Below are 13,726 nucleotides of genomic sequence, written 5' to 3'. Positions count from 1 at the left end.
GTGACGCGTTTCCTGTTTAGCCGCCCCTTCGACGATGACCGTCTGCACGAAGAGTGCGGCGTGTTCGGCATTTTCGGCACGGAAGATGCCGCCGCCCACACCGTGCTCGGTCTTCATGCCCTGCAGCACCGCGGCCAGGAATCGGCCGGCATCGTCGCCTTCGACAGCACGAAATTTCACGTTCACCGAGACCTCGGACTGGTTTCCGACGTCTTCGCCAGCGATGCGATCATGGATCGTCTCAAGGGCCATGCCGCGATCGGGCACAACCGCTACGCCACCACCGGCGACACCGTTTTGCGCAACGTGCAGCCCATCTTCGTCGAGACTGACATGGGCGGGCTGGCGTTGGCGCACAACGGCAACCTGACCAACGCCCATACCGTGCGTCAGGATCTGGTAAAGTGCGGTGCGATCTTCCAGTCGACCTCGGACACCGAGATCATCGTGCATCTCGTCGCGCTCAGCGACATGGACGACATGGCCGGCCGCCTGATCAATGCGCTCAAACAGGTCGTCGGCGCCTACTCGCTGGTTGCCCTGACCGACACCGCGATGATTGGTGTTCGTGATGCCCTCGGGGTCAGGCCTCTGGTGCTCGGCCAGCTTGACGGTGCCTATGTCCTGACGTCCGAGACCTGCGCGCTCGACATCATGGGTGCGACCTTCGTGCGCGATATCGAACCGGGCGAACTGGTTATCATCGACCATGGCGGGCTTCGTTCGTTCAAGCCCTTCAAGGCCGAGGCACAACGTTTCTGCGTCTTCGAGTACATTTACTTCGCCCGCCCCGACAGCCTGGTCGACGGCCGCAACGCCTATGAGGTTCGCAAACGGATGGGCGCGGAGCTTGCGCGCGAGAACGGCGTGGCCGCCGATGTCGTCGTACCCGTGCCCGATTCCGGCGTGCCGGCCGCGCTGGGTTATGCCGAGGAAGCCAACCTGCTCTTCACTCTCGGGATCATCCGAAACCACTATGTCGGCCGCACCTTCATTCAGCCGACCCAGAACATCCGGCACCTGGGTGTAAAGCTGAAGCACAACGCCAATCGCGCCGAGCTGGAAGGCAAGCGGGTGATCCTGCTGGATGACTCCATCGTGCGCGGCACAACCTCGACCAAGATCGTCGCCATGGTACGCGATGCCGGTGCGACCGAGGTCCACATGCGGATCGCGAGCCCACCCAACACACACTCCTGCTTCTACGGGGTCGACACCCCGTCCCGCGAGGAACTGCTCGCTTCGCGCATGAACATCGACGAGATGGCCGATTTCATCGGTGTCGACACGCTGGCCTATCTGACGGTGGACGGTCTCTATCGGGCCACCGGCAAGCCGGAAGGCCGAGTGAAGGAAAAGCCGCATTACTGCGACGCCTGCCTGACGGGCGAGTATCCGGTCCCGCTGGTCGATCGCGACGGCGGCATCGAAGCCCAACAGCTGTCCCTGCTGGACGATCCCAACTGTTGACATGTCATCCCGGCCAAGCGCCTCAGGCGCGCCGAGCCGGGACCTCGACAGGCACGGGCAAACCCTCTCGATGTCCCGGCGTCTTCCTGTAGTCGCCCGGGATGACAGAAAGGTGGAGTGATGTCTGAAGCTCGTCTCGAAGGCCGTATCGCACTCGTCACGGGCGCATCGCGCGGCATCGGTGCGGCGGTGGCGCGGGCCTATGGTCGGGAAGGTGTGCAGCTTGTGCTGGTGGCGCGCACGGTCGGCGGCCTCGAAGAGGTCGATGACGACGTACGCCAGGCGGGCGGCAAACCGTCGGTGCTAGTACCGCTCGACCTGACGGACTTCGACGGCATCGACCGCATGGGTGCTGCGCTCTACGAGCGCTTCGGACATCTCGACATCATGGTGGCCAACGCCGCAGTGCTGAGTACGCTGACACCAACCCATCACATCGTTCCCGAAATCTGGCAGCAGGCCTTCGACATCAACGTCACGGCGAACGCGCGGCTGATCCGCAGCATGGACCCGCTGCTGCGCCGGTCCGACGCCGGCCGCGCGATCTTCGTCACCTCGGGTGCAGCACAGTCGCTGCGCCCCTACTGGACGACCTATGCCGCGACAAAGGCTGCGTTGGAGGCGCTCGTCACCTGCTGGTCGCGCGAGCTCGGCAAGACCGATATCAAGGCCAACCTGCTCGATCCCGGCATCCTGCGGACCGCCATGCGTGCCCGGGCCTTCCCGGGCGAAGACCCGGAAACGCTTCCCCTGCCCGAGACCATTGCCGAAGCCTTCATCAGAATGGCGCTCCCGGACTGGACCGAGAACGGGGCGCGGATCGACGCCGAGACACTCTGCTGAGGGTCAGGACCGTTCGGCGTAGGGGTTTTTCGGGGCCTTGAAGCGCAGCCGGAGCGGGGTTCCCGGCAGGTCGAAGTCGTCGCGCAGGCGATTGATCAGATAGCGGCGATAGGAGTCCGGCAGATCGGACACCCGCGTCCCGAAGACGGTGAAGGTCGGCGGGCGCGACTTGCCCTGTGTGGCGTAGCGCAGTTTGACGCGACCGCCACGAACAACAGGCGGCGGATGGGCCGAGACGGCGTCCTCGAGCCAGCGGTTGAGATCGGCCGTGCCGATGCGGCGGTTCCAATGCCCATAGCTTTCCACAACGGCCGGCATCAAGCGCTTCGTACCGCGCCCGTTCAGTGCGGAGAGCGTCACGAGCGGCACGCCACGGATCTGGGGCAGCAGTTCACCCAGTCTGAGTTCGAACTCGCGCCGCATGGCGACCTGGTCCTTGACGAGATCCCACTTGTTGATCGCAACGACGATCGATCGGCCTTCACGATCAACCAGATCGGCAATGGCGAGATCCTGTTTGTCGAAGGCCTGACCGGCGTCGAGCATGACCACGACGACGTGGGCGAACTGGATGGCGTTGAGGCTATCGGAGACGGAGAGCTTTTCGACCTGTTCCCGCACCCTGGCCTTGCGCCGCATGCCTGCCGTATCGACCAGCTCGATCGCCTGGCCCTCGAACGACCAGCGCGCGGCGATGGCATCGCGCGTCAGTCCCGGTTCCGGGCCGGTGATCATCCGGTCCTCGCCCAGCAGATGATTGACCAGCGTCGACTTGCCGACATTCGGCCGGCCGACGATCGCGAGCCGCAGCGGTCCCTCGGCCGCGGCGTCGCTCTCCTCCTCGGCCGCTTCCGCATAAGGTGCGACCGCCTGGTAGAGATCGCCCATGCCCTCGCCGTGTTCGGCGGAGAACGGAACGGGATCGCCGGTGCCGAGCGAAAATGCGTCATAGAAGCCTGCGTCGGCGACGCGCGCCTCGGCCTTGTTGGCGACCAAGACGATGGGTGTCCCGGTGCGGCGCAATTCACGGGCGAAGTGTTCGTCGTCGGGTGTCACGCCAGCACGGGCATCGATGACGAAGAGAAGAAGATCGGCTTCATCGAGCGCGCGATCGGTCTGAATGCGCATGCGGTGGGCAACCGTGCCGGGTTCGGCCTCCTCAAGACCGGCGGTGTCGACCACCTGAAAGGTCAGCGGGCCGATGCTACCCTCGCCCTCGCGGCGATCACGCGTGACGCCGGGTGCGGGATCGACAATGGCCACACGTTTGCCAGTCAGGCGGTTGAAGAGTGTTGACTTGCCGACATTCGGCCGGCCGACGATGGCGACCGTGAAGGAGGACATCGCGCACCTACCGCAGGGCGATGAGCTCGCCCGCCTCTTCGACGAAGTAGACGATCTCGCTCGCGACAACGGGCGAAAGCGGCAGGCCGCTGCCCAGATCGACCATACCGAGCACGACGCCAGTGTAGGGCGACACCGAGGCAGCACGGCCATCGGAGCCGGCCACAAGCAAACGGTCGCCGGCCAGCACCGGCCCGGTCCACTGGATCGGGTCCTCACGGTCTTCCAGATTCTCGAACTGCGGAAGCGTCGTGACCCAGCGGATCCGCCCGTCGAGACGGAAGAGGCAGATGACGTGACCGTCGATCGTGACGACGTAGAGATAATCACCAGCGACCCAGGGTGTCTGCACGCCTGCGATGTCACGTTCCCAGACGCGCGCACCGCTCGCGAGGTCGATCGCCACCAGACGCCCGCTGTGGCTGATGGCGAAGACGAGCCCGCGGTCGATGACCGGGCTGCCGTTGATGTCGTTGAGCGCAGCGAGTGAGCCGAAGCGCGCGGCATAGGCCAAGGTGTCAACCCAGACAACCCGCCCGTTTTCGGCGCGCAGAGCATAGAGCTCGCCCGACAGGTAACTGGCAATCACGACCGAGCCTGAAACGGCCGGGCTGCCGCCGCCAAGCAGGCCGGCAATCTCGTCAAGGCCCCGATGCGACCACAGGATATCGCCGGTATCGGCATTGAGCGCGACCAGCTCGTTGTCGGACGTGACGAGATAGACGCGACCCTGGCTCACGGTCGGCGGCTTGCGCAGGGGCGGACCGATCCTGACGCGCCAGTACTCCTCGCCCGTCTCATGATCGAGCATGATCAGCTCGCCATAACCGGTCGTGACGTAGAGACGGTCACGATAGAACGCCAGGCCGCCGCCCCATCCGCCCTCGTCCTCGTCCTCGGGCTCAATGTCGAAGCTCCAGAGCGAATCGCCTGTGGCGGCATCGAAGGCCCGAACCGTGGTGTCAGCATCGAGCGTGAAGACGCGGCCGAGTGCGACTACCGGCTGGGCAATCAGCTTGCGGAAGCGGCCCTGCCCCTCGCCGATGCTGCGGGACCAGATCTCCTCCAAGGCACCCGGCGCGGCAACGTGGTGCATCGCCTTGTCAAGCCGACCGCCGTACTGTGGCCAGTTGGGCGTGTCGGTCGGCAGCGGCAGGATGACCGGCGTGTTTTCAACCCCGGCGTCGGCCTGAAGCTCCGTCTCGAGATCAAGCACAGCGATGCGGTCACCCTTGAGCGGCGGGGGTGGCGGTTCACCGAGCCAGTCGAAGCCATCGGATCCGCAACCTGTCAGCACAAGCCCGAGCGCTACAATGCCGAGACGGCGGATGATCATGCGCGGCCGCCTGCAATCGCCAGCAGTTCGGAGGCCCGGTTCCGGAGTGTGATCGGCGTGTTGGGGTCCGCGATGATCGCTTCGAAGGTCGCCGCTGCGGCGGCGGTCTCGCCGTCGCGTATCTCCAGAAGCCCCTTCATTTCCATCGCTGAATGCCGCCAGTCTCCGGCCAGCAGGGGTTCTATCCTGGCCATGACGTCGGTACTGTCGCCATCATCGACAAGAAGGATGACGGCATAGAGCGCGGCAAGCTGGCGATAGCGTTCGTCGACCGCATTCATGCCCGCGAGTTGATCGTAGATCGCCACAGCGGCCTCGCGATCGCCGTCGCGAGCCAGAATCTGCGCCTGGCGAAGGCCAGCAAGATAGGGGTAGCCGGCGTTTCCATCCTCGAGCAATGCGTTAAAATAGGCTTGCGCCTCGTCGTTGTCGCCGAGCGTGGCGGCGCGATCCGCCAACCAGAAGGTATGGCCGTTCTCGACAAGCTGGCCTTTGCGCCAGTTCGTATAGCCGGTGTAGCCAGCCACGATCAGGACCACCAGCGTGATGGCACCCACTACGTAGCGGCCATAGGCCTTCCACAGCCGGAGCCACTGCTCCCGCTGAAGATCTTCCTTGACTTCGCGTAACAATTGATCGCCGGTATCGGCCATATTCACCATCCTGCCAGAGACGAATCAGGCGGCAAACTTAACGATCTGCGGTCGGTGCAGCAATGCGCCGGAAAAAACTCCGCCGTTCTTGCGTAAATGGCTCCACAGCCTATGTCTTTTTCATGGCTCGACTCCAATCCTACCGTGAATTCTGGCCCTTTTATGTGCGCGAGCACCTGAAGAACACGACCCGATGGCTCCACTTCATCGGGACCGCCGGCGTCATCGTGATCGCGATTCTGACGATCGTGAAGGCGGACCCTTGGCTGCTGCCGGCCATCCCGGTCTTCGGCTACGGCTTCGCATGGCTCAGCCACGCCTTCGTCGAGCGCAATAAACCGGCGACCTTCACCCATCCTGTCTGGAGCCTGATCGGCGATTTCCAGATGTTCGGCCTGATGCTGACGGGCCGGATGAACGCCGAGGCTGCGCGGCATGCCGAGGGGCCCCGGCTGGCCGACCTGGCCTGACCGCTTGACCGATCCAGCCGTTCAGGAGCGCACCGCACGCCACGGCCTCGGCATCGCACTCATGGTGCTCGCCATGTGCCTCATGGCCTCGATGGATGCGACGGCCAAATGGCTCGTCGAGGACCATTCCATCGCCCAGATCCTGCTGATCCGGTTCTGTTTCTTCCTCGTCGTCGCGATCGCGCTTGCCGCACGAAAGGGTTTCGTCGCCACACTGAAATCCGACAGGCCCGGCCTTCAGGTCCTGCGCTGCCTTGTCATGCTGGCCGAGATCTACGTCTTCATCTGGGCCTTCAGCCTGCTGCCACTCGCCGATGTGCATGGCATCGCGGCTGTCTCACCGCTGATCGCCTTAACGCTCGCCGTGCCGATGCTGGGTGAGAGGATCGGCTGGCACAGCTGGGTCGCGGTCGGCGTCGGCTTCGTCGGTGTACTTATCATCGTCAGGCCCGGCTCCGGCGTCATGGAGTCGGCCGCCCTGGTCGCGATCGCCGCGGCCTTCCTCTGGGCGCTCTTCCAGGTGCTGATCCGCAAGGTCGGTCTCCGGGACAGCGTCGAGACAACCTCGCTCTACACGGCCTTCATCGCCGTCGCCATCCTGGCCTGCGTGGCGCCCTTCATGTGGGCTCCGCTGGATCGCGAGGGATGGCTGCTGATGCTGGCGGTCGGTGCGCTGGGCAGCGCCGGCCATCTGGTGCTATTCCGGGCCCTCCAGTTGGCACCTGCATCCCTGCTGCAGCCGTTCAGCTACACCATGGTCCTGTGGGCCACGATGATGGGCTACCTGCTGTTCGACGACTTCCCGGATACCTGGACGATCACCGGCATCGGCATCGTGGTCGCCGGCGGCCTCTACGCCTTCAGCCGGGAGCGCAAGATCGCATCTCAATCCGACTGACTACCGCACCAGCGCACCAGGTTCCACCTGTTACTGAAGCGTGCTTGCTTCGGCTTCGAAGAATTCCAGCTTGTCCTGGCGATTTGCTTCAATGTCGGTCCCATAGACATCGCCGTCCGGCGTGTCTTCGCACGCCCCGCTGAATGCATAGGCCAGCAGAACAGTGGGATCCCACTGTTCGAGACGGTTGAACAGGGCCCCACGGCGGACGCCGTCCTAGAAGACGTCCTCTGTGTATGTAGAGGCTCTCGGCTCCGACCATCATCATTGCCATCATGATGGTTCCCATCTTTCCCTCATCTGTGACCGCTTTGCACAGTCGAAGGTCCGACCAGGATCAAATCTCGAATAGCGTGTAGAGAAGGCACGCTTCATTGATCATGTCGTTCCGGCGGCACAACTGTAAGGCGTGGTGGAGCCGAGCGGCACCAGGACTGTCTCGCTGATCGAACCATCCTTGGCAGTCGATGGGATTATCGTCAGCAGCTTTTTCTGGAAGATGAACTTGAACTGCCGAAGGCGAAGCTAACAGACAAAGAGCCAGAGCTCGGCTTGATGCGAGTCTCGGCATCTTCAGTCCTCAATCGTGCGCTCACGTAGCACGCATCGACTAGCACAACTCTAGATCAGACGCCGCATCCTCGCGGGGTCGGCATCCGACCTGGCCTGGCTGATCGCCGGACACGCCCTGCAAAAAGTGGGCACGGCCATTATCTTCCCCGCCTGCTTTGCGACGATGACGCATGCCTTCCCGCCGCGACAGCGCGAGTTGGCGCTCGGCACCCAGACGACGACCGGCGGCCTTGATCCGGATTGAGGAGCAAGTGCGCTCTCGTGGCGTGCCAAAGCTCTGGCATCGACCAGTGACGACGCAGCGGCGGCCAACGATATCCTAGCCGACAGCGGGCGTGGTCTGATATCGGCGGAGAAACGCGACGCCGAGGCGGATGATCCCAACTGGGATCTGATCACGGGCTGGATCGACGGCATTGCACGCGACGCGCAGTTCGATCTGCTGTTTGTGCCCCCGGCGCGAAACCGACGAGCGCCTGTCACTCGGACTGGCGCTGCACAGGGAGATTCCTTCGTACTTTTTTGGCGGCCGCATGACCGATCCCACAGCGGTACCCTTCCGCGCGGTTCGGCGTCGACATGGCGTTGACGGACTTCGCCGATGCCGATGCCGATCCCGCAGACAGCACGGCCACCATGCTATCGCTGAGCGAAGATCTGCCAGCCTGCAAACGATTCGGCCTATGTTATCCTGACCGGAAGCATCGCCAGGGCGAACACCACTGACGACCAGTTCAGCTACAACATGGGCACTTTAGAATCTGGCATTGGGTTTCGAGACCACGTCGATTGATGCGATCGGCGTCGAAAACGAATCGCGCTTCCTGGCGCTCAGCTTCGATGCGCGCGAGTTCCGCTTCGACGACTCCGACAGCATCGAAACCACCAGGAAACGCGAAGACACGCATCTCTCGGCAGCAATCGATTACAGCCTGCCGGTGAGCGAGTGCATCCGTGCCTTCGCCGGCGCCGGCTACGTCGACAAGGAAGCGTTCTCGGAAGCCGTCTCAACAATCACTGATCTCGACACCGCGATGCGGGGCCAAATCAAGACGGATTCCAGTGTATGGAAGCACCTCGGCGTCACGTTCGGTGTGGTGGAGGCCCAGGACGACTTCTTCGAAGAACCGACGGACGAGGGCTTCGAGAAGATCGTCGGCTTGCAGCAGGAGGTCGTGGTCAAGGCACCTCTTCCGTCGTAACCACCCAGCCCCGGGTTGTGGCCTGGGTGAACTGCGAGACGAAGTCGGAGCGCACGACGCTGTGGGACGCACCGTAGGAGATGAGGTCAGCAGGTCCCCTGAAGACGGTCGACCGAGAGACGTGGCTCGCCTCGTCCACGAGGTCGCAACGCAGTTCACGAATGGCTTTCAGCAGGTCCTGCCATCCCGGCGAGGGATAAAGATCGGTCTGATAGAGCAGCTGGAGCGTCTGTTCGTCGGACGCCGCCTCGATTTCCGGCAACAGCGCCATGAACGCGGCATTGACCGCCTGGGCCGCGTTGACGGCGCTTGCCTCGTCGTAGCAAACGATCAGCTTGCCATCGTTCTCGCGGAACTCGCCGTGAATGTAAGGACCCAGCGTCTCCGCCTGTGCGGTATGAGACGCAAGACCGACCACCACGACAAGAAACAGCCAACGCCCTGTCATCGCTTCACATGCGCTTCGGGACCGGCACCCGTATATTCGACGGCCAGCAACTCTTCGGTCAGGCGTGCCTGGACTGGAATCATCGCGGCATCAAGCAGGGTCTCGGTGGTCGGATCGGCAGCAAAGTTGCCGTTCCGGTTCTCGTTCTGCGGCAAGAGGGCGGAGGCGCGGTTGTCGCGGCGGCGTATGGAGGCTGCGACGAACAACACTGGAGGCATGGGAAAGACGGGGTGTGTCTTGATGCGAAACTCGTTGCGCATTTTTGGTGGGATGGGGCTGGATGGGGCTGGATTCAACAGGATGTTGAAATAGCCAACACTGCGTCGGTGGCTGGATCGCGCAGAGTGCCCCCTACTCCCACTCGATCGTGCCGGGCGGTTTCGATGTGACGTCATAGACCACGCGGTTGATGCCCCGGACCTCGTTGACGATCCGGCTCGCGACATGTCCCAGGAAGATGTGATCGAAAGGGTAGCAGTCGGCGGTCATGCCGTCGGTGCCGGTGACCGCGCGCAGGGCGCAGACGTGGTCGTAGGTGCGTTCATCGCCCATGACGCCGACAGTCCTGACGGGCAGCAGCACGGCAAAGGCCTGCCAGATGGCGTCGTAAAGGCCGGCGTTGCGCATCTCCTCAATGTAGATGGCGTCGGCCTTCTGCAGGATGGCAATCTTCTCGCGGGTGATCTCGCCGGGGATGCGGATGGCAAGACCGGGGCCCGGGAACGGATGGCGGCCAACCATGGTTTCGGGCAGGCCGAGCTCGCGACCCAGTGCGCGCACCTCGTCCTTGAAGAGCTCGCGCAGGGGTTCGACAAGCTGCATGTTCATGCGCTCGGGCAGGCCGCCCACGTTGTGGTGCGACTTGATGGTGGCCGAGGGGCCGCCGTGGAAGCTGACGCTCTCGATCACGTCCGGGTAGAGTGTGCCCTGGCCGAGGAACCCGGCACCGCCGATCCTGTTCGCCTCGTGCTCGAAAACGTCGATGAAGGTGGCGCCGACGATCCTGCGCTTCTGCTCGGGGTCGGTGACGCCCTCGAGCTTGCCCAGGAAGAGGTCGGAAGCGTCGTGAACCACGAGCGGCATGTTGTAGTGGCCGCGGAAGAGCTCCTCGACCTGGCGCGCCTCGTCCATGCGCAGAAGGCCGTTGTCGACGAAGACGCAGGTCAGCCGGTCGCCAATCGCCTCATGCAACAGCACGGCAGCAACGGAGCTGTCGACCCCGCCCGAGAGGCCCAGGATGACACGGCCGTCCCTGACCTGCTCGCGGATTGCCTCGATCGCCTGGGCGCGGAAGGCGGCCATGGACCAGTCGCCGGAGAGTCCTGCGACCTTGTGGACGAAGTTCGACAGCAGGCGGCCGCCGTCGGGCGTGTGCACCACTTCGGGATGAAACTGCACGGCGAAGATGCGGCGTTCGTCATCGGCAATCGCGGCATAGGGCGACCCCTCCGAAGTGGCGACGACCCTGAAGCCCTCGGGAATCCTCGTGATCCTGTCGCCGTGGCTCATCCACACCTGGTGGCGTTCACCGGGTGACCAGAGACCTTGGAAGAGGTCGCAATCGGCCTCGATGTCGATGAAGGCGCGGCCGAACTCGCGCCGGTCGGAGACCTCCACGGCACCGCCCATCCGGGCGCAGATGGTCTGCTCGCCGTAACAGATGCCGAGGATCGGTACGCCCTGGTCGAACACCGCGGGTGGCGCCTCGGGCGCGGTGTCCCACGTGGTCGAGGCCGGCCCGCCCGACAGGATAATCGCCCGGGCACCGAACGCGCGAATGCGGGTGTCGGGCACCGTGCACGGCAGGATTTCGCAATAGACTCCGGCCTCGCGCACGCGGCGGGCGATCAGCTGGGTCACCTGCGATCCGAAGTCGAGAATCAGGACCTTGTCGGCACGGGGCGTTTCGGTCATCCGGTCTCCGTCGCGGTTTCGGGCGAGCCCTTGCGTTCGATGGTCCTCGCGTTCGATGACCCTTGCATCCAATGGTGTTGCCATCGGGGTCGGTGAGGTCGATCGAGGGGCCGCACCGGCGGGCATCTGTCAGGCCGGGTTCCCGCAGGGCGCAGTCCGGCAGGCAGCGTGGCACATTGCGCCAGAATAATCGATATCGGCGACGCGCGGCACGATGCGATTTCGATTGCGGAAACGGATCACGGGGTCTGCCATTCGGGTCTCCAGCCATAGGCCAGTTCGTCGAGCATGACGCCGGCAAAGGGTTCGCTGCGGCGGGCGATCCGGCGTGCGCCCATGGCCTCGTAGAAGAAGCGGGTCGGATTCGCTTCGACGACCCAGAGCAGGACGCGATCGAAACCACGGGCACGGAGCCGGTCGAGCAGCCAGGTCAGCAGCAGGCGTCCGATGCCCCGACCGTGCCAGTCCGTGAGCAGGTAGAGCGTGCGGATCTCGCCCGACCAGTCGCCGCCGCGCGGCTGTTCCGCCTGACGAATCGGCCCGCAGCTTCCAAAACCCACGACGCCCTCGTCGGGATCATCGGCCACGACGATGGCGTCGCCGCGGGGCGTCAGCAGACGGGTCCAGAAGGCGGTGTGCCGGGGCACCGAAAGGCTCAGCAGGTGAGCGTCGGGCAGCATGCCGGCATAGGTCGTGCGCCAGCTCTCGACGTGGACGCGCGCAATCGCCGGGGCGTCGGATCTCTGGGCGTTGCGTAACTCGACCATGACCTGCCTGTCGGTTTGGCCTACCTGTCGGTTTGATAGTTCGGGGCGTCGTGCATCATCGTCACGTCGTGCACATGGCTTTCGCGCAGGCCCGCGTTGGTCAGACGGACGAAATTGCAGTTCTGCCGCATGGACGCGAGATCGGCGTGACCGGTGTAGCCCATGGACGAGCGCAGGCCGCCGACAAGCTGGTGCACGATGCGATGCATCGGCCCCTTGCAGGCGACGCGACCCTCGATACCCTCGGGCACCATCTTCACGACGTCGGAAATGTCCTGCTGGAAGTAGCGGTCGGCCGAACCGCGCGCCATTGCGCCCAGCGAGCCCATGCCGCGATACTGCTTGTAGGATCGGCCGCCGACCAGAAAGACCTCGCCCGGCGCTTCGTCCGTTCCCGCCAGAAGGGAGCCGATCATTGCGATATCGGCACCACCGGCGACAGCCTTGGCGAGATCGCCCGAGAACCTGATGCCGCCGTCGGCCACGACCGGCGTGTTCGACCTTGCCGCTTCCTCGGCGACGTCCATGATGGCGGTGAGCTGGGGCACACCGACACCGGCCACGACGCGGGTAGTGCAGATCGAACCCGGTCCGATGCCGACCTTGATGGCGTCGGCGCCCTGGTCGATCAGGATGCGCGCACCCTCGGACGTCGCAACATTGCCGGCGATGACCTGGGTGTCGTTCGACTGTTTCCTGATCGCCGCGACAACGTCGATCACGCCCTGGCTGTGGCCATGGGCCGTGTCGACCACAACAACGTCGACACCGGCATCAATCATCGCCTCGGCGCGGGCGAAACCGTCCTCGCCAACGCCGGTCGCTGCGCCGCAGCGCAGGCGGCCCTGCCTGTCCTTGCAGGCGTTGGGATGCGCTTCGGCCTTCTCAATGTCCTTGACCGTGATCAGCCCGATGCAGCGGTGGGCGTTGTCGACCACAAGAACCTTCTCGATCCGGTGCCGATGCAGCAGGCGCCGGGCCTCGTCGCGCTCGACACCCTCCTTCACCGTGATCAGGTTCTCCGACGTCATCAGCTCGCGCACCGGCTGGCAGCGATTGCTGGCGAAGCGCACGTCGCGGTTGGTCAGGATGCCGAGCAGCTTCTCGGTACCCGGCTCGACCACCGGAACGCCCGAGATCCTGTTGGCGGCCATGAGGTCGAGCGCATCGGAGAGCGGCGCGTCGGGACCGATGGTAAGCGGGTTCACCACCATGCCGGATTCGAACTTCTTCACCCGGACGACCTCGCCGGCCTGTGCGGCGATTGTCATGTTCTTGTGGATCACGCCCAGCCCGCCGTTCTGCGCCATGGCGATTGCCATCGGCGCCTCGGTCACCGTGTCCATGGCGGCCGACAGCAGGGGGATACGGAGCTCGATCGCGTCGGTGAGCCGGGTGGCAGTCGAAACGGTGTTGGGGAGAACCCGGGAGTAGGCGGGAACCAGGGAAACGTCGTCGAATGTCAGAGCTTCCCGGATCATCGGCGCTACCTCGTCAGGTGTGACGTAGCGCGGCCCTCTATCACGACCGAACGGGAGGGCCAAGCACCAAGCGACGCACGCATGTGCATAGTCGGGTTGTGCGACGAACGGGTTGTGCGATGGGCAGGGCACGCCCATCGCTCGGCGGCGACCCTTCAGCGCGCCGCCTTCTCGTCCGGGAACATCCCGAACAGCTTTATCGGAGTGAGGCCTTTGCGGTGTGCCTTGCCGGGTCCCCCTGTGCGCCACGTCCTGTGCGGTGCATTCTGCACAGGGTGCCCAGCCTGTGGCGTCAAGTATACGATCCCTGAAACATGTAATCCCCAA

At 64.2% G+C, this 13,726-nt stretch carries 13 protein-coding genes; 5 read left to right on the top strand and 8 right to left on the bottom strand.

Going from position 1 to position 13,726, the window contains the following annotated elements; translation table 11 throughout:
• Window positions 1-12 precede the first annotated feature (12 nt).
• Both GDA49_07905 and GDA49_07900 read left to right on the top strand, forming a co-directional pair.
• Entirely contained in the window at window positions 13-1,470 is a 1,458-nt protein-coding gene (locus tag GDA49_07905; GenBank protein MBC6440318.1) for an amidophosphoribosyltransferase, read from the top strand.
• Between the two features lie 120 nt (window positions 1,471-1,590).
• Window positions 1,591-2,313: an SDR family NAD(P)-dependent oxidoreductase gene (locus GDA49_07900; GenBank protein MBC6440317.1), complete on the top strand. Its 723-nt coding sequence runs from the start codon at window positions 1,591-1,593 to the stop codon at window positions 2,311-2,313.
• Between the two features lie 3 nt (window positions 2,314-2,316).
• Here the strand turns inward: GDA49_07900 and der are convergent, their stop codons facing one another.
• Genes der through GDA49_07885 form a run of 3 tightly spaced genes read right to left on the bottom strand, consistent with a single transcriptional unit; the run spans window position 2,317 to window position 5,646 of the window.
• Window positions 2,317-3,657 carry a ribosome biogenesis GTPase Der gene (gene der, locus GDA49_07895; GenBank protein MBC6440316.1) on the bottom strand — a complete coding sequence of 447 codons (1,341 nt, stop codon included), beginning with the start codon at window positions 3,655-3,657 and terminating at the stop codon, window positions 2,317-2,319.
• Window positions 3,658-3,664: 7 nt separating this feature from the next.
• Complete coding sequence (locus GDA49_07890; GenBank protein ID MBC6440315.1) at window positions 3,665-4,993, bottom strand: PQQ-binding-like beta-propeller repeat protein; 1,329 nt, start codon at window positions 4,991-4,993, stop codon at window positions 3,665-3,667.
• A complete protein-coding gene (locus GDA49_07885) occupies window positions 4,990-5,646 on the bottom strand; it encodes a tetratricopeptide repeat protein (protein ID MBC6440314.1) in 657 nt (218 codons plus the stop codon). Before GDA49_07885 ends, GDA49_07890 begins: the two co-directional genes overlap by 4 nt.
• 122 nt (window positions 5,647-5,768) lie before the next feature.
• On the opposite strand from GDA49_07885, the gene GDA49_07880 reads away from it, so the two are divergent.
• The 3 genes from GDA49_07880 (at window position 5,769) to GDA49_07870 (ending at window position 8,789) form a co-directional block, all read left to right on the top strand.
• Complete coding sequence (locus GDA49_07880; GenBank protein ID MBC6440313.1) at window positions 5,769-6,116, top strand: DUF962 domain-containing protein; 348 nt, start codon at window positions 5,769-5,771, stop codon at window positions 6,114-6,116.
• The gene (locus tag GDA49_07875) at window positions 6,082-7,014 is read left to right on the top strand and encodes a DMT family transporter (protein MBC6440312.1); all 933 of its coding nucleotides are present in this window, start codon (window positions 6,082-6,084) and stop codon (window positions 7,012-7,014) included. The genes GDA49_07880 and GDA49_07875 overlap by 35 nt, the downstream gene beginning before the upstream one ends.
• A 1,340-nt stretch (window positions 7,015-8,354) precedes the next feature.
• Entirely contained in the window at window positions 8,355-8,789 is a 435-nt protein-coding gene (locus tag GDA49_07870; protein ID MBC6440311.1) for a hypothetical protein, read from the top strand.
• On the opposite strand, the gene GDA49_07865 is transcribed toward GDA49_07870, so the two are convergent.
• From GDA49_07865 to guaB, 5 genes are all read right to left on the bottom strand, one after another.
• On the bottom strand, window positions 8,767-9,237 hold the full coding sequence (locus GDA49_07865) for a hypothetical protein (GenBank protein ID MBC6440310.1): 471 nt from the start codon (window positions 9,235-9,237) through the stop codon (window positions 8,767-8,769). The genes GDA49_07870 and GDA49_07865 overlap by 23 nt on opposite strands.
• Entirely contained in the window at window positions 9,234-9,455 is a 222-nt protein-coding gene (locus GDA49_07860; protein ID MBC6440309.1) for a hypothetical protein, read from the bottom strand. The genes GDA49_07865 and GDA49_07860 overlap by 4 nt, the downstream gene beginning before the upstream one ends.
• Window positions 9,456-9,588: 133 nt before the next feature.
• Window positions 9,589-11,151: a glutamine-hydrolyzing GMP synthase gene (gene guaA / locus GDA49_07855; GenBank protein MBC6440308.1), complete on the bottom strand. Its 1,563-nt coding sequence runs from the start codon at window positions 11,149-11,151 to the stop codon at window positions 9,589-9,591.
• 239 nt (window positions 11,152-11,390) lie between these two features.
• Window positions 11,391-11,918: a GNAT family N-acetyltransferase gene (locus GDA49_07850; protein MBC6440307.1), complete on the bottom strand. Its 528-nt coding sequence runs from the start codon at window positions 11,916-11,918 to the stop codon at window positions 11,391-11,393.
• A 20-nt stretch (window positions 11,919-11,938) separates the two neighbouring features.
• Window positions 11,939-13,399 (bottom strand): IMP dehydrogenase, encoded by a 1,461-nt coding sequence (guaB, locus tag GDA49_07845; protein ID MBC6440306.1) that lies wholly within the window; start codon window positions 13,397-13,399, stop codon window positions 11,939-11,941.
• Window positions 13,400-13,726 lie beyond the last annotated feature (327 nt).

Source organism: Rhodospirillales bacterium, assembly GCA_014323865.1.
Taxonomy (GTDB): domain Bacteria; phylum Pseudomonadota; class Alphaproteobacteria; order SP197; family SP197; genus SP197.
The sequence above is the reverse complement of the archived record's forward strand: the minus strand, read 5'-3'. Positions and strand labels throughout refer to the sequence as shown.